Source organism: Roseovarius sp. ZX-A-9, assembly GCF_028369135.1.
Taxonomy (GTDB): domain Bacteria; phylum Pseudomonadota; class Alphaproteobacteria; order Rhodobacterales; family Rhodobacteraceae; genus Roseovarius.
Map to the genome: position 1 here is coordinate 43537 of NZ_JAPWHW010000014.1, position 24502 is coordinate 68038.

The 24502-nt window shown below is 62.0% G+C and carries 24 protein-coding genes, 1 tRNA gene and 1 pseudogene; 16 read left to right on the forward strand and 10 right to left on the reverse strand.

All coding sequences use genetic code 11. From position 1 onward, the window contains the following. Positions 1-15 precede the first annotated feature (15 nt). Positions 16-966: an ABC transporter substrate-binding protein gene (locus tag O3306_RS14200; RefSeq protein ID WP_272008465.1), complete on the reverse strand. Its 951-nt coding sequence runs from the start codon at positions 964-966 to the stop codon at positions 16-18. 99 nt (positions 967-1065) lie between these two features. Between O3306_RS14200 and O3306_RS14205 the strand changes: the two genes are divergently transcribed. The 8 genes and pseudogenes from O3306_RS14205 (at position 1066) to O3306_RS14235 (ending at position 6824) form a co-directional block, all read left to right on the forward strand. Continuing rightward, positions 1066-2079: a GlxA family transcriptional regulator gene (locus O3306_RS14205; protein ID WP_272008467.1), complete on the forward strand. Its 1014-nt coding sequence runs from the start codon at positions 1066-1068 to the stop codon at positions 2077-2079. Between the two features lie 125 nt (positions 2080-2204). Then, entirely contained in the window at positions 2205-3347 is a 1143-nt protein-coding gene (locus O3306_RS14210; RefSeq protein WP_272008469.1) for an aromatic ring-hydroxylating oxygenase subunit alpha, read from the forward strand. Next, on the forward strand, positions 3286-3519 hold the full coding sequence (locus O3306_RS14215; protein WP_272008471.1) for a hypothetical protein: 234 nt from the start codon (positions 3286-3288) through the stop codon (positions 3517-3519). Before O3306_RS14210 ends, O3306_RS14215 begins: the two co-directional genes overlap by 62 nt. After that, positions 3516-4310, forward strand: coding sequence for an SDR family NAD(P)-dependent oxidoreductase (locus tag O3306_RS14220; protein ID WP_272008473.1), 795 nt, complete (start codon positions 3516-3518; stop codon positions 4308-4310). The genes O3306_RS14215 and O3306_RS14220 overlap by 4 nt, the downstream gene beginning before the upstream one ends. A 63-nt stretch (positions 4311-4373) precedes the next feature. Continuing rightward, positions 4374-4565, forward strand: a complete 192-nt coding sequence (locus tag O3306_RS22460; RefSeq protein WP_442970007.1) for a 3-keto-5-aminohexanoate cleavage protein — start codon at positions 4374-4376, stop codon at positions 4563-4565. Positions 4566-4646: 81 nt separating this feature from the next. Then, positions 4647-5152 (forward strand): annotated as a pseudogene (locus O3306_RS22465) (3-keto-5-aminohexanoate cleavage protein). Next, on the forward strand, positions 5149-5895 hold the full coding sequence (locus tag O3306_RS14230) for an SDR family NAD(P)-dependent oxidoreductase (protein ID WP_272008474.1): 747 nt from the start codon (positions 5149-5151) through the stop codon (positions 5893-5895). The pseudogene O3306_RS22465 and the gene O3306_RS14230 overlap by 4 nt, the downstream one beginning before the upstream one ends. Then, the gene (locus O3306_RS14235) at positions 5895-6824 is read left to right on the forward strand and encodes a 3-hydroxyacyl-CoA dehydrogenase NAD-binding domain-containing protein (RefSeq protein ID WP_272008476.1); all 930 of its coding nucleotides are present in this window, start codon (positions 5895-5897) and stop codon (positions 6822-6824) included. The genes O3306_RS14230 and O3306_RS14235 overlap by 1 nt, the downstream gene beginning before the upstream one ends. A 49-nt stretch (positions 6825-6873) precedes the next feature. Here O3306_RS14235 and O3306_RS14240 read toward each other — a convergent pair whose 3' ends face one another. The 4 genes from O3306_RS14240 to O3306_RS14255 form a co-directional block, all read right to left on the reverse strand. Further along, positions 6874-7680, reverse strand: coding sequence for a substrate-binding domain-containing protein (locus O3306_RS14240; RefSeq protein ID WP_272008478.1), 807 nt, complete (start codon positions 7678-7680; stop codon positions 6874-6876). A gap of 12 nt (positions 7681-7692) precedes the next feature. Next, positions 7693-8409 carry an ATP-binding cassette domain-containing protein gene (locus tag O3306_RS14245; protein WP_272008480.1) on the reverse strand — a complete coding sequence of 239 codons (717 nt, stop codon included), beginning with the start codon at positions 8407-8409 and terminating at the stop codon, positions 7693-7695. Next, positions 8403-9107, reverse strand: coding sequence for an ABC transporter permease (locus tag O3306_RS14250; protein WP_272008482.1), 705 nt, complete (start codon positions 9105-9107; stop codon positions 8403-8405). The genes O3306_RS14245 and O3306_RS14250 overlap by 7 nt, the downstream gene beginning before the upstream one ends. A gap of 111 nt (positions 9108-9218) precedes the next feature. Then, positions 9219-9866, reverse strand: a complete 648-nt coding sequence (locus O3306_RS14255; protein ID WP_272008483.1) for a hypothetical protein — start codon at positions 9864-9866, stop codon at positions 9219-9221. A gap of 193 nt (positions 9867-10059) precedes the next feature. On the opposite strand from O3306_RS14255, the gene O3306_RS14260 reads away from it, so the two are divergent. The 6 genes from O3306_RS14260 (at position 10060) to O3306_RS14285 (ending at position 15914) form a co-directional block, all read left to right on the forward strand. Further along, positions 10060-11511 carry a patatin-like phospholipase family protein gene (locus O3306_RS14260; RefSeq protein ID WP_272008485.1) on the forward strand — a complete coding sequence of 484 codons (1452 nt, stop codon included), beginning with the start codon at positions 10060-10062 and terminating at the stop codon, positions 11509-11511. Between the two features lie 128 nt (positions 11512-11639). Then, the gene (locus tag O3306_RS14265) at positions 11640-12503 is read left to right on the forward strand and encodes an FAD binding domain-containing protein (RefSeq protein ID WP_272008487.1); all 864 of its coding nucleotides are present in this window, start codon (positions 11640-11642) and stop codon (positions 12501-12503) included. After that, positions 12500-12976, forward strand: coding sequence for a (2Fe-2S)-binding protein (locus tag O3306_RS14270; protein ID WP_272008489.1), 477 nt, complete (start codon positions 12500-12502; stop codon positions 12974-12976). Before O3306_RS14265 ends, O3306_RS14270 begins: the two co-directional genes overlap by 4 nt. Position 12977: 1 nt before the next feature. Then, positions 12978-15218, forward strand: coding sequence for a xanthine dehydrogenase family protein molybdopterin-binding subunit (locus tag O3306_RS14275; protein WP_272008491.1), 2241 nt, complete (start codon positions 12978-12980; stop codon positions 15216-15218). A 3-nt stretch (positions 15219-15221) separates the two neighbouring features. Next, a complete protein-coding gene (locus O3306_RS14280; protein WP_272008493.1) occupies positions 15222-15467 on the forward strand; it encodes a MoaD/ThiS family protein in 246 nt (81 codons plus the stop codon). Positions 15468-15524: 57 nt separating this feature from the next. Continuing rightward, the gene (locus tag O3306_RS14285; protein WP_272008495.1) at positions 15525-15914 is read left to right on the forward strand and encodes a VOC family protein; all 390 of its coding nucleotides are present in this window, start codon (positions 15525-15527) and stop codon (positions 15912-15914) included. A gap of 191 nt (positions 15915-16105) precedes the next feature. On the opposite strand, the gene O3306_RS14290 is transcribed toward O3306_RS14285, so the two are convergent. The 5 genes from O3306_RS14290 to O3306_RS14310 form a co-directional block, all read right to left on the reverse strand. Beyond that, positions 16106-18616 carry a GcvT family protein gene (locus tag O3306_RS14290; protein ID WP_272008497.1) on the reverse strand — a complete coding sequence of 837 codons (2511 nt, stop codon included), beginning with the start codon at positions 18614-18616 and terminating at the stop codon, positions 16106-16108. A gap of 114 nt (positions 18617-18730) precedes the next feature. Next, positions 18731-19399: a hypothetical protein gene (locus O3306_RS14295; RefSeq protein WP_272008499.1), complete on the reverse strand. Its 669-nt coding sequence runs from the start codon at positions 19397-19399 to the stop codon at positions 18731-18733. 177 nt (positions 19400-19576) lie between these two features. Then, on the reverse strand, positions 19577-20620 hold the full coding sequence (locus O3306_RS14300; RefSeq protein ID WP_272008501.1) for a hypothetical protein: 1044 nt from the start codon (positions 20618-20620) through the stop codon (positions 19577-19579). Positions 20621-20712: 92 nt separating this feature from the next. Then, entirely contained in the window at positions 20713-22494 is a 1782-nt protein-coding gene (gene ggt, locus O3306_RS14305; RefSeq protein ID WP_272008503.1) for a gamma-glutamyltransferase, read from the reverse strand. A gap of 40 nt (positions 22495-22534) precedes the next feature. Next, positions 22535-23515: a 2-hydroxyacid dehydrogenase gene (locus tag O3306_RS14310; protein WP_272008505.1), complete on the reverse strand. Its 981-nt coding sequence runs from the start codon at positions 23513-23515 to the stop codon at positions 22535-22537. Between the two features lie 105 nt (positions 23516-23620). On the opposite strand from O3306_RS14310, the gene O3306_RS14315 reads away from it, so the two are divergent. Together O3306_RS14315 and O3306_RS14320 are read left to right on the forward strand one after the other, a co-directional pair. Continuing rightward, positions 23621-24121 (forward strand): SH3 domain-containing protein, encoded by a 501-nt coding sequence (locus tag O3306_RS14315; protein ID WP_272008507.1) that lies wholly within the window; start codon positions 23621-23623, stop codon positions 24119-24121. 116 nt (positions 24122-24237) lie between these two features. After that, positions 24238-24312, forward strand: a tRNA-Gln gene (locus tag O3306_RS14320). The last annotated feature ends 190 nt before the right edge of the window (positions 24313-24502 follow it).

The following is a 24502-nucleotide window of genomic DNA, read 5'->3' on the forward strand; positions in this document are numbered from 1 at the left end:
CATCCGCAGGGTCGATCAGTTGGTCGCCGCGTCAACCACCGGCTTCCACTTGGACTCGTTGGCGTCCATCCAGGCCGCAACGGCCTCTTCGACGGATTGACCATCGACATCGATCTGTCCCATCAGCGGCTGCTGGTCGGCCACATCAAGCGTGTAGTTCGCCAGGATTTCGGCAGCGGCGGGCCATTTCTCGTCAAAGCCCGACCAGGTTGCCTTGAAAATGCGCGTCGGCGCAAAACCGCAGTCGTTGACCGCGTTCGGGTTCGGGCCCCAGGCCGGATCCTCGAAACATGCATCCTCGCCCACCGGCAGATCGACGAACCTCAAATCATAGGCGGACATCGCCCAATGGGGTTGCCAGAAGGTGATCAGCAGCGGCGATTTCTTCTCGGTCGCGGCGCGCAATTCGGTGATCAGCGCCCCTTCGGAGCCTGCCGGCACGGCCCTGAACGGCAAATCGAAGCCAACCATGCGGTCGGCACCCGGCGTGCCCCAATCGGCGGGATAGTCCACCAGACGACCCATTGGCAGCGTCTCGGCTGTCGCGAACTGACCTGCGCAGTCTTTCAATGCTTCCCATGCGGGCAGACCCGGACAGATTTCGGCCACGTGGGCGGGGTATGCGATGCCTTCCATGGCTGCGAGTTCAAGGTCACCAATCTCGGTCACCGTGCCGTCCGCGACTTTCTTGGCGTATTCATCCGACACGTTCGACGACCAGATTTCCAACGTGGCGTGCAGATCGCCATCCGATAGCGCCTGAAACTGGTTCATCATGCCAGCGGTGACGTACTCGACCTTGTAGCCAGCCGCCTCAAGCATTTCACCCGCGATATGCGTGGTCACATGCTGCCCGGTCCATTCATTGATCGCCAGCTTGATCGGCTCGTCCACGGCCCCCAACTCGGCAGCATTGACGCTGCCTGCGATGGCGGCGATGGCGATGCCACAGCTCAGATATTTCATGTTCGTCTCCCTGGTTGGCTTTTTTGTTCGTCAAAGTATGACAAGAGGATTGCGTCGCAAAATGCTTGTTTTGGTCATGCTTTGTGCATCAATAGCCAGATGAAACGCATTTCGCAAACCCCGTTCAAAATACTCATCGTCGTCACGCCACATTTCAACATGGCGGCAACGATGGGTTTTGTCGATCCGTTTCGCGTCGCGAATTATCTGGACGGGACGTCCCGCTTTCGCTGGCAGATCGTTTCGGAACGCGGCGGCCCCTGCCCGGCCAGCAACGGGATCGAACTCTGCACAATCCCGTTGGCAGAGGTTCACGGACAGCGCAGCGATATCGTCATCGTGTCATCCAGCTGGGCCCCCGAGATGCATAGCAGCACGCCACTGCACGCGGCGCTCTGGCGGTGGGCCGGTCAAGGCGCCACGCTGGGGGCGCTGGATACCGGCGCATTCATCCTGGCACAGGCCGGGCTATTGAAGGGCAAGCGCGCGACCGTGCATTACGAGCATATCGACGCCTTTGGCGAGATGTATCCGGACATCGGGCTAAGCGAGGAACTGTTTGTATTCGACGGCAACCGGATCAGTTGCGCGGGCGGGTCGGCGGCGGTGGATTTCGCACTCAACATCCTGCGCGGTGCGCTGGGTGATGCGCAGGCCAACGCTGCCGCGCGCTACCTGTTTCACCCCTGCGTGCGCCCGGCGGGCAGCCTGCAGAATGCAGGCCCGATAGAGCCTTTGGGCAATACCGCACCGCGCGCGGTCAAACGCGCCATCGCGCTGATGGAAAAGAACCTGGAGACGCCGCTACCGATTGCAGAGATATGCGATGCGACAGGTATATCGCACCGCCAGCTCAACCGGCTCTTCCAGACCTATGTCAAGAAAACCCCGGCGCTCTATTACCGCGATATCCGGCTCGACCGGGCGCGGGGTTTAGTTACGCAGACCGAGATGGCGATGGCGCAAGTGGCGCTCGCTTCGGGCTTTGCCAGCCAAGTGCATTTCAGCCGTGCCTATCGTGACCGGTTCGGCCTGCCGCCCCGGCGCGATCGAATCGAAGGGCGCGTGCCGTTCGAGTTTCGGGCCTGGCCACTTCACCGCAAGGCAAAGTAACGCAGCGACGCCGTGGCGATAGAAGTTCAAAGCGCGGCGATCCATGCACATTTAGATATGTGCCTTGCCCCATGCTGTGATGCAGGTCAGGGGCTGCCGTCCCGCAGCTCAAACGGAGTGCCGACATGCCGCCAATTCTCAGCCAAGCCGACCTTGATCACATCCGCCAAGGCTATTCGCCCGATGCTGGCCGCTCGCTCTCGTTGCGGGCCGATGCGTATACAGAGCAGAAGTGGTTCGATACCGATCTGCGCGCCATCCTGGCCCGCAACTGGCAATGGGTTTGCCACGTGGAGGCGCTGCGCACGCCCGGCAGCTATATCGCGACCCAGATCGCCGGTCAGCCGATCGTCGTCGTGCGGGACCGCGACGGGGTACTGCGCGCCTTTTACAACGTCTGCAAACACCGTGCGCACGAGTTGCTCAGCGGCAGCGGCACCACCACCCGGATCATGTGCCCCTATCACGCCTGGGTGTACAAGCTGGACGGGCAACTGGTGCGCGCGCCGGAGACCGAGCATCTTGAGGATTTCAACACTGGTGACATCTGCCTGGACGCCGTGCAGGTCGAGGAGTTCTGCGGTTTCGTCTACGTCAACCTCGACCCGACGGCACAATCGCTGACGGTGCAATCAGGTGACCTCGCGACCGAGATCGGCCACTGGGCGCCTGATATAGACCAACTGACCTTCGGCCACCGCCTGACCTACGATATCAAGTCGAACTGGAAGAACGTCATCGACAACTTCCTCGAATGCTACCATTGCCCCACCGCGCACAAGGATTTCTGCGAACTGGTGGACATGGACACCTACAAGGTCACGACCCATGGCATCTATTCGTCGCACATGGCCGATGCGGGCAAGAGCACGAACAGCGCCTATGACGTCTCGAACGCGACGGTGCGCACCCATGCAGTCTGGTGGCTGTGGCCCACGACCTGCCTGATGCGCTATCCCGGTCGGTCCAGCATGATCGTGCTCAACGTCATACCGGTGGGCCCCGAACGGACGCTGGAAACCTATGACTTCTACCTGGAGACGCCCGAGGCAGACCCGATGGAGCTGGACGCGATCCGCTACCTCGACGAGGTGCTACAGGTCGAGGATATCGGCCTGGTCGAAAGCGTGCAGCGCGGCATGAACACGCCCGCCTTCACCCAGGGCCGGATCGTGAACGACCCCGGCGGGTCAGGCAAATCCGAACATGCGGTGCACCACTTCCACGGGCTGGTGCTGGACGCCTACGCCAAGGCAGCTACGGCATGATGCAAGGCGCACAGGTGATACGGGTCATGTCGCCAAGCAGCCTGGTGCGGGCCCGCCTTGCGATTATGACCCGCCCAGCGATGCCAGACAGCAAAACCTACGCAACCACATGGACTGGACAGTAGTCGCCGCGCGCTACCGCTTTCCACCGATCAAGGACAACGAAAGATGATTTTAAAGGGTAAGACAGCGCTGGTGACCGGTGGGCGCGGCGGGATCGGGCGCGCGATCTGCGCGCGGTTTCTGCGCGAGGGGGCAACTGTCTATGCGGCGGACCTGAACGAGGCAGGCTCGCTTGGCGCGCATGATGAGGACGGCACGCGCTTTGTCCGGCTGGATGTGACATCCGAGGCGGCGGCAAGATCCGCGATGGCGCAGGTTGGTGCCGATGAGGGCAAGCTTGATATCCTGGTCAACGCCGCCGGTATCGAGATCGAGAAGACTATTGAGGACACCACCCTGGAGGAATGGAACCTCAGTTTCGCGGTGAATGTCACCGGCACCTTTCTGACCAGCAAATATGCCCTGCCGCTGATGCGGGCGGCGGCGAAATCCGGCAACAGCGCCAGCATCATCAATTTCGGCTCTTATGACGGCTTCATCGCCGACCCCGGTCTGGCCGCCTATTGCGCCACAAAGGGGGCTGTGCACGCCCTGACCCGTGCGATGGCCTGTGATCACGGCCCCGAGGGAATCCGCGTCAATGCGATCTGCCCAGGCTATATCGACACGCCGATGTTGCAGAGCTTTTTCACCGGCGACGGATCAGGCGCCGGCGGCAAGCCCATCGGAGAGTTGCAGCAAGCGGTCCGTGACGTGCACCCGATGCGTACTTACGGCACGCCCGACGATATCGCCAACCTGGTGAACTGGCTGGCCTCGGACGAAGCGCGCTATGCATCGGGGCAGCTATGGGTGCTGGATGGGGGCCTGAGCGCCCAAGTTCAGCAGATGCGCCTTTGACGGAGGGCGCGATGCGTATTTTTGCAAAAGGAATGGCCAAGGAGCCTCGTCGAGATACGTGCCATGAACAAACCGGTCATTATCACCTGTGCGCCAACGGGCGGCATTCACACGCCGCCCCTGTCCAAGCACCTGCCGATCACCCCTACCGAGATCGCGCAAACCAGCATCGAGGCCGCCGAGGTCGGTGCGTCGATGAACATGGGCAGCATGAATTTCGGCATTTTCCTGATGAAGGACAAATACACCGAGTGAAATCACGCCTGGGAGCCGGGATTTCTGGACATGACCCGCGATTTCATCTTTCGCAACACGTTCGCCGATATCGGTTACGCGATGAAAACCTTGGGCGAAGGCCACGGCACAAAATTCGAGTTCGAGATTTACGATCAGGGCCATCTCTACAATCTGGCTTGGTGGATCGATCAGGGCTGGATCAAGCCGCCGTTCTTTCTGCAGGTGGTGTTCGGCATTCTGGGCGGTGTCGGAGCGGCCCTCGACAACCTGATGCATATGCACACGATCGCTCAGAAGCTCTTTGGCGACAGCTACGAGTGGTCGGTTCTGGCCGCCGGACGACACCGATGGCGTTCACGACGCAAAGCGCGCTATTGGGTGGCAATCTGCGGGTCGGCATGGAGGACAGTCTCCATATCGGGCCGGGGCAGAAAGCGACGTCGAGCGCGCAACAGGTCATCAGGATCCGCCAGACCGTAGAAAACCTCGGCCTCACCGTCGCCACGCCAGAGCAGGCCCGCGCGCGGCTGGGCCTCAAGGGCGGCGATCAGGTCGAATTTTGGGGAAAGGCCATGCAGATGCAGGTTCAGAAGGCGAACAGATGACAGGCAAAGTTGCAATTGTTACCGGCGGCGGGCGCGGGATCGGCCGCGCAGTTGTCACCCGCCTTGTCGCGGATGGTTACAAGGTGGTCACCTGCGGGCGAAGCACACGCCCCGATGACCTCGGATATCAAGTGGACTGGGTGCTGGGTAACGTCGCCAAAGCGGATGACGCGGCGCGGATCGTGGAGGTCGCCGCCGCGCTCGGCCCGGTTGCGCTGCTGGTGAACAATGCCGGCGTTCAGGTCGAGAAGACCACCCGCGACAGCACCGATGCCGATTGGGATCTGGTGATCGGCGCCAATTGCCGGGGTGTTTTCAACATGTGCCGCGCCGTGTTGCCGGGGATGGAGACGCAGGGCGGTGCTATCGTCAATATCGGCTCGATCTCGGGCCATGTCGCGGACCCGTCGATGGCGCTCTATAATGCGTCCAAGGCGTTCGTGCACGGGCTGACACGTTCGATCGCGGTCGATCACGGACCCAATGTGCGCTGCAACGCGGTCTGTCCGGGCTGGATCATGACCGAGATGGCCGAAGACGCCTTTGCCCTTGCAAGCGATCCGCAGGCGGCGATGAAGGATGCGCTGGCCCGCCACCCGGTGGGCCGGATGGGCACGCCCGAGGATATCGCCAATATCGTTGCCTGGCTTGGCTCGGATCAGGCCAGCTATGTCAGCGGCGTGACCTTTACCGTGGATGGCGGCATGACCGCCGCCTCGCCTCTCAATCCGGGGTTATTCTGATGGAATTCGAACATGTCGCCGCATTGGGGGCTGGCGTGATCGGCGCCAGCTGGACCGCGCTTTTCCTTGCATCGGGACGGTCGGTCGCGGTCTACGACCCGTTACCGCAAGCCCCGGACACGGTGCGGCGCTACATCGACACGGCCTGGCCGACGCTGACCGAACTGGGCCTGACCGAGCACGGCAGCCCCGATGCTGTCAGCTTTCACCAGAATCCAAGCGACGCGATCGAGGGTGCGGCGTTCATCCAGGAAAGCGTGCCGGAGCGGCTGGAGATCAAGCACGCGCTTTTTGCCGAGATCGAACCGCGCATGGCAAAAGGAGCGATCATCGCCAGCTCGGCCTCAGGCCTGACCCTTGGCCAGATGCAGCCGGGCTTTGCTGATCCGTCGCGCCTGGTGTTGGGGCATCCGTTCAATCCGCCGCATCTGGTCCCGCTGGTCGAAGTGATGGGCAACGCCGCCACCGCGCCCGGTGTCGCGGATGCCGCCGCTCGGTTCTACGAGGCCGTGGGCAAGGTCACGATCCGGGTATACCGCGAAATGCCCGGCCACGTCGCCAACCGGCTACAGGCCGCCGTCTGGCGCGAGGCGATCCATCTGGTGCAGTCCGGTGTCGCGTCTGTGGGGGATGTGGACAAGGCGATAACCGCCGGTCCGGGCCTGCGTTGGGCAGCGATGGGGCCGACAACGCTTTTCAGTCTTGGTGCGGGTCCTGGGGGGATGCAGGCCTTCTGCGATCATTTCCGGGACACGTTCAACGGCTGGTGGGACGATCTGGGCAAACCCTATCTCGATGATGAAACCATCGCGATGATCGTCGATGGGGCGGAAGAGGCTGCCCGAGGGGCCAGCCACGCTGACCTGTCGGCGCAGCGCGATGCGATGATCACCGCGCTGCAAAAGGCGTTGTGCCCGTTGCGCGATTAAGACCGCGCAACGCAACACCTGGAGTTTTCGGCTCCCCTCGGGATTGGGGTCAGTCAGCGGCCTGCGCGTTGAATGTGAAGAGCTGTTCACCGGCGACGCGATAGCCGTCGATCAAGGTCGCCGCACGCGGCGAGGTCAGCCACTCTTCCAGCTCGACGGCCAGTTCCGCTTTGACATGGGGGTGCTTTGCGGGGTTCACCGGCAGATAGGCGTATTGATTGAAGAGCACCGGATCGCCGGCAAACAGCAATGCCAGATCGCCCTTGTTGCCAAAATTCAACCAGCTGGCCCGATCCGCCAGAATATAGGCATTCATGCCCGATGCCGTGTTCAGCGCCGCGCCCATGCCCGCACCGACTGCGCGATACCACTGCCCTTCGGGTGTGACACCGGCGGCAGCCCAGAGGCTCAGTTCCTTTTTATGCGTGCCGCTGTCGTCGCCGCGGCTGACAAACGGCGCCTTGGCTGCTGCAATCGCGCCCAGTGCCGTGGTGGCCTTGTCAGCATCGGCCGTTCCTGCAGGGTCCGCCGATGGGCCGACGATGACGAAATCATTATACATGATCTCGCGCCGGTGGGTGGCATTGCCTTCGGCAACAAACGCCTCTTCGGCGGCTTTGGCGTGGACCAGGATGGCATCCACATCGCCCGCAGCGCCAAGGCGCAGCGCCTGGCCGGTGCCAACCACCAGCAATTGCACGTCGATACCGGTATCATCCTTGATCGCGGGCAGCAGCACATCGGCCAGGCCCGAATTATGGAACGAAGTGGTCACGGCCATCTTCAGGTCTTCGGCACGCGCCGCAGGCGTGATCAGCAATGCGGCGAGGGCCGCGGATATCAGGTGTTTGAACATTAAAAGTCTCCTTTATTCTACAATATCGCCCGCGAGAAAGGCGCGTGCTTGCGCCGTTCGGGGGCCGTCGAAAAACGCAGGTGCCGTGCCGGTCTCGTGCACTTTGCTGCGCAATAGAAAGATGACATCGTTGGCCAGACGCCGGGCCTGCCCCATGTCATGTGTCGCAAGGATCAGCCGGGTGCCCTCATCAGAGGCAGTCTGTAACAGCGCCTCGATCTCGCGCGTGGCGCTGCCATCCAGAGAGGCGCAAGGCTCGTCCAGAAAAAGTGCATCAGGCCGAGTGATCAGGGCACGCGCAAGCGCCAGTTTTTGCTTTTCCCCACGTGACAGCACCGTCGCGGAACGGTCAGTCGCCTCCCCCAGGCCGATGCGCGTGCACCACTCGCGCCCTAGCGCCAGCGCTTCCTCGCGTGGCCTACCGACGATGCGCAGCGGGTAAATCACGTTCTCCAGCACCGAACGGCGCAGCACGACAGGCGTCTGGAACACGAAGGCCAGCCGACGCTGCGCCTCGCGCGCGTCGCAGGCCCAATTCACCGACCCACCGCTGAGGCGTGACAGGCCATAGAGCATTTGCAGAAGCGATGATTTGCCCGCGCCATTGGGGCCGATCACGACCGTGACACCCTGCCCGCTCAGCGTCAGATCCACCGGCCCGATCAACACATTGCCGCGCCTGCGCACCATCGCGCCCTGCGTCGTGAGGGGAAACAATGACACTACCATCTGCGACCCCTTTCCGTCTGGCTGAGCCAGTGGATCGCCAGATTCACCATGATCGCCAGTGCGATCAGCACAAAGCCGAGGCCGAGCGCCAGGGCAAAGTCCCCCTTGCCCGTCTCAAGCGCAATGGCCGTGGTCATGACCCGCGTCACATGATCGATATTTCCACCGACGATCATGATCGCGCCAACTTCGCCGATGCCGCGACCGAAACCCGCCAGCGCGGCGGTCAGCAATGCCCGGCGCCCGTCCCAGAGCAGTGTCATGATGCGTTGCCGCTGGGTCGTGTTCATCGACAACAGAAGATCGTGATACTCGGCCCACAGATCGCGCAGCGACTGATGCCCGACGGACGCAATCAGCGGCACGATGATGATTACCTGCGCAATGATCATCGCTGTCGGGGTAAAGAGCAGTCCCAGCACGCCCAGCGGCCCGCTGCGCGACAAGATCACATAAACCACCAGGCCCACCACCACCGGCGGCAGGCCCATCAGCGCATTCAACACCGCAATCGTGGCGCGCCGTAGCCGAAAGCGGCGCACGGCCAGCAATGCGGCCAGCGGCAGCGCGATGAGCGAGGCCACAATCAATGCGACCCCCGTTACCTGAAGCGACCGCAATGCGATTTCCAGCAGGTCCGGGTCGAAGGAGATAAGCAAACGGCCTGCCGCTAGCAGACCGTCCCAAAGCTCTAACATTTCACCAACTCTTCGGCTAATTAGTATTCATCGGTACACAGTGCACCAATCATGAATACCGGCGACTGCAAAGACGTCAATGGCGCACGCATTCCCGACAGCGCGCATATTTCAATTGGTGACCAGCGAATATTGCGTGCCGTTCCCCTTGTTGACCACCTGGATGGTAAAATTCTCGGTCGTCGAAGGCTTCCATCCGCAATAGGCGATATTGGTGATGTCGGTGTCCGAGCAGACCAGCCGCCCTGCCCCGTCATAGACATAAAGAACCAGATTGGCCTGCCCGTGACCTTCGACATAGATCTCGGCATAGGCGCCACCCTCGAATGATACATGTGGGTATTTGTGATCTTTCGCGGCAGCAATCGCAGTGCTGGAATAGACCGGCCCGCCGGGTACGCCTTTCACATCGGTAAAGCGCACCTCATTTACCAGCTTTTCCATCACCGGGTCGCCTTCGGCCAACACGGCAGCGACGTTCAGCATCGCCTCGGCGCTGAGCGGATCGGCATCGTCGGCAGTACCACCTTCGGGGGCCAGCGCGCGGTAGGCGAGCGGCACCGACTTGCGCAACTTGGCCGCCGCGATCACCATCATCGGATCCTGATCGGCCAGACCGGCCTTGTAGACCACGCGCGACGTTTCGAGCCGTTTGATCGGAGTGATGGCCCCCGTATCGCCCGCGGCAGCCGGTGTCGCAAGGCCAAGGCACAAGGCAAGCGCGAGGGGCGTCAAAACTCTCGGAAACAGCGGTATCATTCGCATTCCTCTTCAGATCTCGGTGCCAGAACATTGCCCCGTCAGGATCATACCGGCGCAGCGCGAGATGATACAAGCGCCTGTTTTCCTTACCTTGCATGTTGATGGACTGCCCGTGGCACATTGCAAAAGCGCTTTGCGCCGCGCACGCTCTGCTTTAGCAATGGCGCTACACGCAGCGGGAGATCATGCGATGCAGGTAGCGGTAAAGGGCATGATAACGGCAGCGGTGGCGATGCTGATCGGCTGTTCCGCGACGAATGCACCGATCAACAGCAGCCTGTCCAGCAGCGACAGCCAGATCGAAACCGGATTTGATGCGCATTATTCCGAGATCGACGATGGCATCTATATCGGGCTTGCCTTTTCGGGGGGCGGCACGCGCGCTTCGGCCTTTGGCTACGGCATGCTGCAAGAACTACGCGCCACCGCACATGAACACAGCGGCCGCGACGGTCTATTGAAACATGTCAGCCTTGTCTCAGGCGTTTCCGGCGGTTCGGTCACGGCGGCCTATTACGGGCTTTACGGGGCAAAGGGGCTCGATAGCTTTCGCGATCGCTACCTGATCCAGAATGCCGAAAAGTACATGTCCAATTCGCCCTATAACCCATTCACGATCGCACGCGGGTTGGCGGGCGGTGCGAACGGACGCAATACCTTTGCCCGGTTCCTCGACGAGAGCATTTTCAAGAATGCGACATTTGCTGATCTGGCGCAACGCGGCCACGCGATCACCTGGATCAATGCCGCTGATGTGGCAAACAATACGCCGTTCCTCTTTTCGTCGGAAACATTCGATGCGCTCTGTTCTGACCTGGGCAAACTGCCAGTGTCAGAGGCCGTCGCCGCCTCTGCTGCCTTTCCGTTGGTCTTTTCGCCCATCGTGCTGGAGGCCCATACCGAGGCCTGCGACTATTCCGAGCCGGATTGGCTGACCTCGGCACGCTTCAACCCCGAGGCCACATCGGCAATGCGCGCCTATGGTCAGACGTTGGAAAGCTACCGTGACCCCGAAAAGGTCAAGTATGTGAAACTGCTGGATGGCGGGATCACCGACAATTTCGGCACCACCGGCCTGACGATGGCACGCGCTAAATCGCAGACACCCTTTGGCCCGCTTTCCGCCCAAGAGGCAGTCAAACTGCGCCGCATGTTGTTTCTGGTGGCCAATGCGGGCGTGCAGTCGGATTACAAATGGACCAAGCAGCAAAGAGGGCCCGGTGGTCTGCAACTTGCAATGTCGATTGCAAACTCCTCGATGTCCTCGGCCACCCGCACCGGCTACGATCTGATGCGCGTCACCCTTGATGATTGGGTCAAGGACATGATCGAATACCGTTGCAGCCTCAGCCGTAGTGAGGTCCGCCGCCTGCGCGGATCGCTGGAGGGCTGGGATTGCAGTGATGTGAAGCTTTTCGTCGGGCAGATTTCCTTTCAGGACGCCGCCGATGAAGAACGGACCAAGCTGAACGCGATTCCGACCCGGCTGAAGCTTAAAGCTGAAGAGGTCGATCTGGTCATTGCCGCCGCCCGCGAGGCGACGCGCGGCAATTCCGAACTGAACGGTTTCCTGCGCAGTATTGATGGGACCACGGCAAAATCCATTGCCACATCGGGGGCGCGGCGGATCACCCCGCAATAGGTCGGATTCAGGTGATTTTTTCGCCGAAGAAATCGCGCCCGCCGATTGCAGGTGCGGCTGGTTTCGGGTTTACTCCGCGCAACGCTTGATTAGGCGCACGATCCCAAAAAGGAGTTAGACAGCACCTCATGCAGTATTTCAAACCGCAGACCGCCGCAGAGGCGACAGATATCCTCGCCAAGGGCGCGGGCAAGGCCCGCATTCTGGCGGGTGGCACCGATCTGTTGGTGCAACTGAAATCCGGCATGATCGAGCCGGAATCGATCGTGGATATCAAGCATCTCGACGGGATGCGCGACATCACGCAAGAAGACGGCGGCTACCGCATCGGCGCGGCGGTTCCCGGCATCAAGCTTGGTCAGCACGCGGGCGTCGTAGCGCTCTGGCCCGGTGTGGTCGAAGCGTGCGAACTGATCGGCTCGACCCAGGTACAGGGGCGCTGCACGATGGTCGGCAATCTCTGCAACGGATCACCCGCCGCCGATAGCGTGCCCGCAATGGTCGCGGCGAATGCCGTGGTGCGGATCGTGGGGCCGGACGGCACGCGCGACTGTGCCGTGATCGACATTCCGACCGGCCCGGGCAAGACCTCGCTCAAGCCGGGCGAATTCGTCACCTCCATCTTTTTGCCCGCGCGGCCCCCGCGCGCTTCGGACGCCTATCTGCGCTTTATCCCGCGCACCGAGATGGATATCGCCGTGGCGTCTGCCGGCGTCAGCCTGGAACTGGCCGAGGATGGCACGATCTCGGCGGCACGGGTTACGCTGGGCGCGGTCGGCCCCAAGGTCATGCTGGTTGAGGACGCGGCCAACGCCATCGTCGGCACCAAGCTGGAGGATGCGGCGATCGACGCGCTGATGGCTGCGTGTCGTGCTGCCGCCTCGCCCATCGATGACAAACGCGGCACCGTCGAGTTCCGCACACATGTGGCAGGCGTGCTGGCCAAGCGCGCCGCCCGCATCGCAATGCAACGCGCCGGAGACAAGACATGAAGAACATTCACGTATCCACCACCGTAAACGGCGACAATGTCGAGTTTATCTGCCCGCCGGGCGAGACGTTGCTTGACGCGCTGCGTGATCGGATCGGCCTGAAAGGTGCCAAGGAAGGCTGCGGTACCGGCGATTGCGGGGCCTGCACCGTCGAAATGAATGGCGAGATCGTTTGTTCGTGTCTCGTGCTGGGCGCAGAAGCCGAAGGGGCGGAAATCAAGACTGTCGAAGGCATGGCGAATGGCGATACGCTGCATACGCTGCAACAGAGCTTTATCGACAATGCCGCACTGCAATGCGGGATCTGCACGCCGGGTATTCTGGTCGCGGCCAAAGCCCTGCTGGAGCGTAACCCGGACCCGTCCGAGACCGAAATCCGCTATTGGCTGGCAGGCAACCTCTGCCGCTGCACCGGCTATGACAAGATCATCAAGGCCGTGCAGATCGCCGCCGCTGAAATGAGAGGGGCATGACATGAACTACCCTGTGAAAACCAAGACTGACTTCAAGGTTGTCGGCACCCGCGTCCCGCGTCCCGATGGCGTGGACAAGGTCACCGGCCGTGCGCTCTATGGCGCGGATTTCTCCGTCCCCGGCATGCTGATCGGCAGCGTGCTGCGCAGCCCGCATGCCCATGCCCGGATCAAGAGCATCGACACCTCTGCCGCCGAGGCCCTGCCCGGCGTGAAAGCAGTCGTGACCTCGGCCGATTTCGGCGTGCCCGAGGATGATTTCCTGCGCGATGTGCAGGACAACTGCATGGCCCGCGGCAAGGCGCTTTATCACGGGCATGCAGTCGCCGCGGTCGCGGCCAAGGATGCCCAAACCGCGCGTGCCGCGCTCAAGCTGATCAAGGTCGATTACGAGGTGCTGCCGCACGTCACGGATGTAGACGCGGCGATGGCCGCCGACGCCCCCGTCGTGCAGGAAGGTCGCGCCGACGAGAGCGTGCCCGCGGGCAGCGGCCCGAACGTGACCAACTTCCACGAATTTGGCCACGGCGATCTGGAGGCCGGCTTTGCCCGCGCCGATCTGGTGCTGGAGCGCAGCTTCAAGACCGAGGCGACCCATCAGGGCTATATCGAACCGCATGCCTGCCTGGCCACCATGTCGGCCGGCCGGGGAGAGCTGTGGTGCTGCACCCAGGGGCAGTTCATGGTGCGCGAGCTTTGCGCCGGGATCATGCAGATGGACGCCAGCCAGTTGCGCGTGACCGCGTCCGAGATCGGCGGCGGCTTTGGTGGCAAGACCACCGTCTTCATCGAACCAGTCGCCCTCGCGCTGAGCCGCAAATCGGGCCGGCCGGTCAAGATCGTGATGACCCGCGACGAGATCTTCCGCGCCACCGGGCCGACGATCTCGTCGTCGATGGATATCAAGATCGGCATGACAAAGGATGGCCGGATCACTGCTGCTGATGCGCAATTGCGCTATCAGGGCGGCGCGTTTCCTTGCCAGACCGTCAGTTTCGGCGCGCAGGCGGCCTTCGCGGCTTACGATCTGGAAGCGGTGCGCGCCCAGGGCTGGAACGCACTGACCAACCGCCCCAAGGAGGCCGCCTATCGTGCGCCGGGCGCACCGGTAGCAATCTACGCGGTCGAAAGCGTGGTGGACGAGCTTTGTCAGGAACTGAATCTTGATCCGCTGGACGTGCGGCTGTTGAACGCAGCGCGCGACGGCACCAAGGCGTCTTATGGGCCCACCTTCGATCAGATCGGTCTGGTCGCAACGCTGGAGGCCGCCAAGGCGCATCCGCATTACTCGGCACCCCTGGGCGAAAACCAGGGGCGAGGCCTGAGCTGTGGTTTCTGGTTCAACTTTGGCGGCAATACCTGCGTATCGCTGAACCTCAACAGCGACGGGACCGTGGGCGTCACCGAAGGCAACCCGGATATCGGTGGCAGTCGCGCATCAATCTCGATGATGGCCGCCGAAGAACTGGGCATCCCGTATGACAAGGTTCGCACGGTCATTACCGACACGAATTCGCTGGGCCACAACGACGTGACCGACGGCAGCCGCGTGACCTTCGCCGTGGGGATGGCCACGATCAAGGCGGCACGCGCCGCGATCGAAGAGATGTGCGCCCGCGTGGCCAAGATCTGGGGCATCGACGAAGATGCCGTGTACTGGGAAGACGGCTATGCCAAGCCTTCGGGGCCGAACGCGGGCAATTTCGAACCGATGAGCATTGCCGAGATCGCCGCCATCGCCTCTGAGACCGGCGGGCCGATCGCAGGCCATCACGAGGTCAACGCCGAAGGTGCCGGCGTCAGCTTTGGCGTGCATCTGGCGGATGTCGAGGTCGATCCCGAAACGGGCGCGACCAAAGTCGTGCGCTACACCGTGTTCCAGGATGCCGGCAAGGCAGTGCATCCCGACTATGTCGAGGGCCAGATGCAGGGCGGATCGGTGCAGGGCATCGGCTGGGCGCTGAATGAGGAATACATCTATGGCGAGGACGGCAAGCTGCAGAACGCCGGGTTCCTGGATTACCGCGTGCCAGTCGCCTCGGACCTGCCGATGATTGACACCGTGATCCTTGAGATCCCCAACCCCGGCCACCCCTACGGTGTGCGCGGTGTGGGCGAGACGTCGATCGTGCCGCCGTTGGCTGCGCTCAGCAACGCGGTCAGCCGTGCGGCGGGCATCCGGCTGCACGAGCTGCCGATGTCGCCGCCCAAGATCCTCAAGGCGATGATGTCAAAAGGCTGAGCCATGGTAACGGTCACGCTCTGGGGGTCGCTGCGCGACCTTACAGACGGGCAAGAGGTGGTCGAAGTGGAGGCCAGCAACTTCAAGGAGTTGCTGGACGCTCTTCAACGCGACCACCCTGCCCTCGGGCCGCAGATCAAACGCGGCGTGTCCGTCGCCATCGACGGGCGCGTCTACCGTAATTCCTGGTTCACGGAAATCAGGCCGGACAGCGAAGTTGTGCTGATGCCGTATATGAAGGGCGGATGATCGGGCGACTTCGCCCCCCTCCTGACATCATAAGATCCACTTGCAAGGGAGTATGATGTGGCCGACAGGGACAGCCCGCTCGAAGAATATCAGTCGATCACGCCCTATTTCACAGTTGTTGACGGCGACCGCCTGATCGGATTTCTGACTGCTGCCTTCGATGCATGCGTCGTCAAGGAAAGCAGATATGACGACAACCGCATCCAGCACGCACGACTGCGCATAGGCAACTCTATCATCATGCTGAATGAAAGTTCGAACGAATACCCAGCCAATACGTCTCAGATGCACCTATATGTGGACGATGCCGATGAAGCCTATGAACGGGCGCTGAAATTGGGGGCGGTGTCTCTGATGGAACCCAATGATCGCCCCCATGGCGACAGAATGGCGGGCATAAAGGACCCATGTGGCAACGTTTGGTGGATCGCCACACGACGTTCATAGAACGGTATTCTCAGATAGATGGATCGGTAAGTTTGGGATCGAGCCGGTCACATTCCCTGTATTCGTATTAGAAGCCGCGCAGTCGCCAGCGCGGCGGGCGGTCTCCCTCTCGCCGATTTCAGGCAACCGCCTGCAGGGCAATCGGCAATCGCGCGGTGTCTCTGGCTAGCCTCCGCGCGATTGCCCTTCTCTTATCCGTCCTTGCGAATAGCTTCGTTCTTCGGATCATAGGGGCTGTCTTCGGTCACGGTCGCGTCCCACAGCTTGTCCATGATCTTGACCTTCAGCACCGTGCCCGGCACCACCAGTTCGGGGCGGATATAGCCCATGCCGATGCTCTTGCCGAAAGCCACCGAATAGCCGCCCGAGGTCAGTCGGCCGACCCGCTCGCCGTCCGCAGTATAGAGCACTTCGCGGCCCCAGGGATCGGCGTCATCCGGCCCGTCGATCAGGAAAGTGCAGCATTTCACGCGCACGCCGGTTTCCACCAGCTTGGCCTTGCCGTGGAAATCCTTTTCCAGATCCACAAAGCGCGGCAGATCCGCCTCCAACGGCGTCGCGTCCCGGCCCAGTTCGTTGCCGAAGGCGCGGTAGGATTTCTCTTGCCGCAGCCAGTTCTGCGCGCGAGCACCGACCAGTTTCATGCCAAACGGCTCTCCGGCCTTCTCAAACAGGTCGAACAGGTAGTTCTGCATCTCGATTGGATGATGCAGCTCCCAACCCAGCTCGCCCGTATAGGCGACGCGGATGGCGTTTACCGGGCACATGCCCAACTCGATCCGGCGGGCGGTCAGCCACGGGAACCGCTTGTTGCTGAGTGCCGTGGCGGGATCGGCGTCCTTGATCACCGCGTTCAGAACATCACGTGATTTCGGCCCGGCGATGGCAAAGACGCCCCATTGCGTGGTGACATCCTGAATCTCGATATAGCCGAACTCCTCCATCTTGTCCTCGGCCGCCTTGCGCAGATAATCAGCGTCATATTCGGTCCAGGCACCAGCAGAGACGAGATAGTAGTTGTTCTCGCCATTGCGCACGATGGTGTATTCCGTGCGCGTCGTGCCTTTGGCGGTCAGCGCATAGGTCAGGTTGATACGTCCCACGCGGGGCAGCTTGTTGCAGGTGAACCAATCCAGAAACGCGGTCGCACCGGGCCCTTTGACGACGTGTTTGGAGAATGCGGTCGCGTCGATCAGGCCGACGCCCTCGCGGATCGCCTTTGCCTCCTCCACCGCGTATTGCCACCATCCGCCCCGGCGGAAACTGCGCGCATCATGGTCGAATGTCTCGGGCGCATCCAGAGGCCCGAAATAGTTGGGGCGTTCCCAGCCATTTACCCAGCCGAACTGTGCGCCGCGCGCCTTCTGCCGGTCATAGGCGGGTGCTGTCCGCAACGGGCGACAGGCCGGGCGCTCTTCATCCGGGTGGTGCAGGATGTAGACGTGATCGTAGCATTCCTCGTTCTTGCGCGCGGCAAATTCCGTCGTCATCCAGTTGCTGGAGTACCGTTTCGGGTCAAGTGAGGCCATGTCGATCTCGGCCTCGCCGTCCACCATCATCTGCGCAAGGTAGTAGCCGGTGCCGCCAGCCGCAGTTATGCCAAAGCTGAAGCCCTCGGCCAGCCACATGTTGCGCAGCCCCGGAGCCGGACCAACCAGCGGGTTGCCGTCGGGCGTGTAGCAGATCGGGCCGTTGAAATCATCCTTAAGACCGCTTTCCTCGCAGGACGGGATACGGTGGATCATCGCCATGTACTGTTCTTCAATCCGCTCCAGATCGAGCGGAAAGAGGTCGGCGCGGAAGCTGTCGGGAACGCCATATTCAAAGACTGCCGGGGCATTTTTCTCGTAAACGCCAAGGATCCAGCCGCCGCGCTCTTCGCGGACATAGCTTTGGGCGTCGGCGTCGCGGATCACCGGATGCTCGGGATTTCCAGCCTGCTTGCGGAACTCCACCAGCGACGGGTCGGTGTCCATCACGATGAACTGATGCTCGACCGGGATCGCGGGGATCTTGATACCCAGTTTCTTGGCGGTGCTTTGGGCGTGGTTGCCGGATGCGGTCACGACATGCTCGGCAGTGATCACGATTTGCTCGTCTGACGCGACCAGATTGCCGCCCTTTTCGATCATTTTCGAGCAAGTCACTTCCCAGTGAGTCCCGGTCCAGTGGAACGCATCGGCCTGCCATTTACGCTCGATCATCACGCCGCGTTGGCGCGCGCCCTTGGCCATAGCCTGCGTCACATCTGCGGGGTTAATGTAGCCGTCGGTGTTGTGATAAAGTGCGCCTTTCAGATCGTCGGTGCGGATCAGCGGCCATTTCGCCTTGATCTCATCCGGGGTCAGCCAGACGTAAGGCACGCCGCAGGTTTCGGCGGTCGAGGCGTAGAGGCGGTATTCGTCCATCCGTTCTTCGGTCTGGGCCATGCGCAGGTTCCCGACCACGGCAAAGCCGGCATTGAGGCCCGTCTCGGCCTCGAGCGTCTTGTAGAAATCGACCGAATATTTGTGGATATGTGTGGTGGCATAGCTCATGTTGAAGAGCGGCAGCAGGCCTGCGGCATGCCAGGTTGAGCCGCTGGTCAACTCGTCGCGCTCCAGCAACATGACATCATTCCATCCTGCCTTTGCAAGGTGATAGGCGATGGAGGTTCCGACGGCACCGCCGCCGACAACGAGAGCTTTGACTTGGGTTTGCATGTGACCGTCTCCCTGACGCATATTGTGTTTCGCTTTTATCATGCCAGCGGAACGGCGCGCAGCCCAGCCGACCTAAGGCAGCGCAAAACCGACGCCCACCGTCAAAACGTGGCCCTACCGCGCCAGCGCTGCATCCAGTCGCCCGAGCGGGAAATGGGGTGACAGGATCTCCCGCAACTCTCCCCGGCGTTTGTTCGCAGGATCGTAGAGCGCATAGCACAGGTAATCCTCCAGCAACGCCGCCTGCTGCTCGTACCCGTAATCGAGAAAACCCGCCCTTTGAGAGGACGCGTAGAAATAGGGATCAATATTGACAAAGCTTTCGAGCGCGGCGCGAACGGGGCGATAGCCGGTGCGCTTTCGGTTCTGCCATTGCCAGACATGCACCAGCTCATGCGCCATCACCAGCGCCTCTGGAAACAGCGCGTATTTCGGCCAACCCACGGCAAGATCGGGCTGGTACAGCTCCGCCACCAGATGCACCCGATTGTAGAGCGCCCAGGCTGGTGGCGGCCCACTGGCGGGTGTGGGCGCGGTCCGGTCGCAGAATCCTTCATGCGGGGGGCTGTCGACCGGTAGCAATTTCGGGGCACGTTTCGGTTTTGCGGGCGGCACGGCCAAGCCCATCCCATGCGCCACGCGAACCTTCTCGACATCAAGGCCGGGGCCGAGAATATCCGCCGCAAAGGCGCGTTCATTGGGTGTCAGCGCGCGGCTGCACCCGCCGAGCGCGAGCACGACGGCGAGTGCCAGATACAGCGCATGTCCGGGTCGAAAGATCATGAGCCGCCTAGTGCCGGGGCTGCGCGCAGGTTGGCGCGGCAGGCAGATTGAGTTTGTAAGATTGGACGGTCATGACAGCTTCCCTTCCCCGCCGAAATCATTGCGCGTTTTGGCGCGCAGGCCAAGGGCTTGGGATGGAAAACTGACCGCGCGCCAGCCGACGCGCGGACCTTTGGATCAGTTGCTGCCGCAGAATTTGCCAACGCTGCTGGTGCGGCACGCGTCGGAATTCAAATTCAGCCGCTTTACGCCGCCATCGGCGCGTTCCGAATTGCCGGCAGCATCTCCTCCGACGCCCGTGAACAACCCGCCCTGCTTGCCCTGCGCGGTCAGGCGCTGGGGGCCGCTGTCCTTGACAGCCGTATCTGCCTTGGCCGTGCGGGCAGAGGATTTGGCCGCGGCCCGCTCCAGTTGCCCCGCCCGCTTGAGAAATGTCGCGCGCTTGCGGTCGCTGAACGGACGGGCGTCGCTGCCGATATCCCATGCCGGTTTTGCCTGCATCGCGTTGAGCGCATCATAGTCTATGGCCAGCAACAGGTCCAAAAGGGTTTTGGAATCGCCATCGGCATAGGCGGTGATCACGATATCGTTTCCGATATATCCGCGAAGGAAGATCGGCTTTTCACCGGAACTGTCAAATTCATCATGCTTCGCGGCGTAGTAGGTCACGCCGCCGATCTCGCCCATCTCGACCGGGCGGCCACTGCTTCGCAGCACGACGTTAGCTGCCTCCGGGTCATTCGCCATCATCTCGGCAAACGCCTCACCTGCCGACGGGACGAGGGCCGCTGACAGACGTATCGTGCCAGTGGGGCCGATATATTCCCAGATATTGCGATCCGCACGCGCAGCCGCCGTCAACTCGGCATCCATCGAGGCTTCGTCTCCGCTCGCCTCCGGGCTCGCCGTGAGCTTGCTCATCAAGCTGTCCTTGAGCGCAAGCAGGCCCGCCGCGGCAGAAGTTGCGCCCTCCGGGGGCGTCCAGCTGCGCCGTTCCCATCCATCAGGCGCTTCGGGAAGGTGGCTCTTGGCCATAACCACTGGGCCGACCGGCTCAGGACCGACCAGCGTTCCGACGCGGCTGGTCACGCTCTGCGTATAGTCGGAGATCGAAAATTCCCCCGGCCCCTTGCCGAGAGCCTGCGCCTGCGAAATGTAATCGACCCCGGCAACCGCAATGGCGGCAACCACGGCGAAGCCGAGTGCAAATTTATTGATCATGTCGGGCCTCTCCGGTCGCGTCGGTTTGCGCCAGTTTCCCAGACAAATCAGGCAGAATTGGGAAGTTCGCCGGGCGTCTTTCGGGCCGCGCGTTACTCTCCCAGGGCGACACCTTCGCGCCGGGGATCGGCGCCACCGCGCAACACCTCCCCGACCGAGATCGCGTGCAGCCCCGAAGTGAGATCGCGCAGCTTGACCTCGTAGCCCATCGCACGCAGCGGATCGACAAGGGCCTCGGCGCTGGTGCCCGCCTCAAGGTCGTAAGTACCGAAGCGGTTGACCATATGCGCCAGCGCGGTCGCCTTCTGCACATCAAGCCCCCAGTCGAGATGCGCGATGATCGCGTTGGCGACGTAGGGGATGATTCGGCTGCCTCCCGGACTGCCGATCAGCAGCACCGGGGCTTCGTCCTTCAGCACAATGGTCGGCGCCATGGACGAGCGCGGCCTCTTGCCCGGCTCGACGCGATTGGCCACCGGCACGCCATCCCGGTGGCTGCGAAACGAAAAGTCCGTCAGTTCGTTGTTAAGCAGGAAGCCAGCCACCATGAGCCTTGAGCCAAAGGCGCTCTCGATCGTGGTCGTCATCGACAGCGCGTTGCCGTAGCTGTCAACGATCACGATATGTGAAGTCGACGGCAATTCGATCGCGTCGCCATCCGCCCAATTGAGCGCATGATCAAACTCGGGCATGCCAGCCGTCACCTCTGGCAGCGCGTCGTCGCCCTTCAGCAGTTCGGCCCGATCCGCCAGATACCCCGGCGCGAGCAGTCCCTCCACCGGCACAGGCACATAATCGCTATCGGCCATGTAACGGCCCCGGTCGGCAAAGGCGAGCCTGCTGGCGTCGCCGATCAGCCGCCGCGCCACAGCACTGTCCAGCCCCATCGCCGCCAGATCGAACCCCGAAAGCAGCCCCAGCGTTTGCCCCACCGTCAGCGCCCCCGACGATGGCGGCCCCATGCCGCAAATGTCGTGACCACGGTAAGGCGCGCAAACCGCCGCACGTTCGCGCACCTGATAGATCGCAAGATCCAGATCGCTCAGCAGCCCCGGATTGTAAGGCGCATTCTGTACCGCGCGCACGATCTGCTTGCCGATTTCGCCGGTGTAAAACACGCCCGGGCCATGTGCGGAGTAATCCCGCAGGGTTTCCGCATATGCCGGGTTGCGCAGCGTCTGACCAACGGCGACTGGCGCCCCATCTGGCAGGAAATAGGCGACAGTTTCCGGGAATGGCGCGAATGTCAGCGCCTCGCGCGCAACCGATTTGTGCAGGCGCTCCGTGACGGTGAACCCGTCCTCGGCCAGGCGGATTGCGTCGTCAAAGAGCGTCGGCCACGCCGATTTTCCCCAGCGTTGATGCGCCTCATGCAACAATGCAGGCGTGCCCGGCGTGCCGACAGACAGACCACCCGGCACCGCCTTGAAGAAATCCATCGGTTCGCCATCTGCGCTCTGAAACATCCGCGGTGTCGCGGCCAGCGGCGCGGTCTCGCGCCCGTCCAGCGTCGTCAGGCTGCTGGATTGCGCATCCCACCACACCAGGAATGCGCCACCGCCAAGGCCCGAGCTTTGCGGCTCCACCAGACCCAACACAAGCTGCACCGCGATCATCGCGTCGGCGGCCGTACCACCCGAGCGCAGCACCTTTGCACCGGCCTCTACCGCCAGCGGATGCGCCGCGACCACCATCCAGTCATCCGCGACCACCGGCTGACCGGCCTGCTTGTGGCGCAGCGCGTCGGCCACCGCTGGACTGGTCGCCACGGCCCCTGCCCCGCCAAGTTCAGGCGCGACAGCATCGGCGGCCTCCTGCGCTGCTGCGCCACTGGCCCATAGCAAAGCCACCGCGATGAAAACGAATTTGCGCATGACGCCTCTCCCTTAAAGAACCGGCCTTGCTGAATTTCGCTCAGAGCATGGACGGAACCACCTGATCCGGTGGGCGGTGGCCGTCGTCGAAGGTTTTGATATTAACCAATACCTTTTCGCCCATCTCGATGCGCCCCTCGACCGTGGCCGAGCCCATATGCGGCAACAGCACGACGTTCTTGAGTTCTCGCAGGCGCGGGTTGGCCCCGTCTTCGTAAACATCAAGCCCCGCACCCGCGATCTCGCCCGCGCGCAGCATGCGCGTCAGCGCGTTCTCGTCGATCACCTCACCACGCGAGGTATTCACGATCACCGCGTCACGCTTCATCAGTTTCAGCCGCCGCGCATTCATCAGGTGGAAGGTCGAGGGCGTGTGGGGGCAGTTCACGCTGATCACGTCCATCCGCGCCACCATCTGATCCAGACTCTCCCAATAGGTCGCTCCCAGCGCCTCTTCAATCTCGGGGCGCAGACGTTTGCGATTGTGGTAGTGGATCTGCATGCCGAATGCCGCCGCGCGTCTTGCCACGGCCTGTCCGATGCGACCCAGCCCCAGAATGCCCAGGCGGCGCCCTGCGACTCGCCCGCCCATCAGGGCGGTGGGCGACCAGCCATGCCATTCGCCCGACTGCATCAGCGCCAGCCCCTCCGGGATGCGCCGCGTCACGCTGAGAATCAGCGCCATCGTCATGTCGGCAGTGTCATCCGCCGAAACTCCCGGCGTGTTCGACACTAAAATGCCGCGCTGGCGCGCCGTGGCCACGTCGATATGGTCGACACCCGCGCCGTAATTCGCGATCAGCTTCAGCTTGTCGCCGGCCTGCGCGATCAGGCCCGCATCGATCGTATCGCTGAGGGTCGGCACCAGAACGTCAGCCCCCCGGATCGCCTTGACCAGCTCGTCGCGGGTCATCGGCGTGTCATCCTCGCGCAGCGTCGTGTCGAACAACTCGGCCAGACGGGCCTCGACGGCCTCGGGCAAACGTCGCGTTACGACAACACTCAGGCGTTCAGTTGGCATGCGGACCCTCCTAGATCTTTTCACGTTGGCGCGTTGCTGGCAGAGTGACGCAGGAATAGACGGGGCACAAGAACCCCGCGCAGCTAGACAGGCAGAAATCGAGATATGTCGAGAGTTTCCAATCTTCTCTGGGCGACATTGCTGACCGGTGCGCAAACGTTGGGCGCTGCGGCCCAGGATCGCGGCTCGGTGACCAAGCTGCCCTTGCCGCGCTTCGTGTCAATGAAGGCCTCCGAAGGCAATGTGCGGCGCGGCCCCAGCAGCACGCACCGCATAGACTGGATTTTCGTGCGCAAGGATATTCCGCTGGAGATCACTGCAGAACACGGCCACTGGCGGCGCATCCGCGATCGTGACGGCGCGGGAGGCTGGATGCACTATTCACTGCTGTCGGGCGTACGCACCGCGATCATCGAGACCGACATGGTCGAAATGAAAGCAAAGCCGGCCCCGGATGCGATGGCCGTGGCGCAGTTGGAACTGGGGGTAATCGCCCGAATCCAGGAATGCAGCATCGAATGGTGCGAGATCCGGTCCTCTGGCTATCAGGGCTGGGTACGCAAGGCTGATCTTTGGGGTGTGAAGCCGGACGAAACACTGGAATGACGGCGTGGTCGCAGCCGCACCACCACGCGCGCAAAAATTGTCATCGAAACGGGCATCTTTTTTGCCATTCCGGCCTTGCACCAGATATCCAGCCGCGTTAGATAACGCGCCAATGTTGGGATGTAGCCAAGTGGTAAGGCAACTGTTTTTGGTACAGTGTACCGTAGGTTCGAATCCTACCATCCCAGCCAAATACCTCTCCAAAACCAGACAATACGACTGCCACTGCTGATAGTGGCACTGTTTCCGTGGGTTACGGGTATGCTGGCCCATCGCAGACCGCCAATGCCCGACGAATAAGCCCCAACATCACTCACAGTCTGAGGTCGCGCTTTGCGCGAGACAAGTGTCCGTCCGGGATGTTCAGAGAGTCGTGAACCC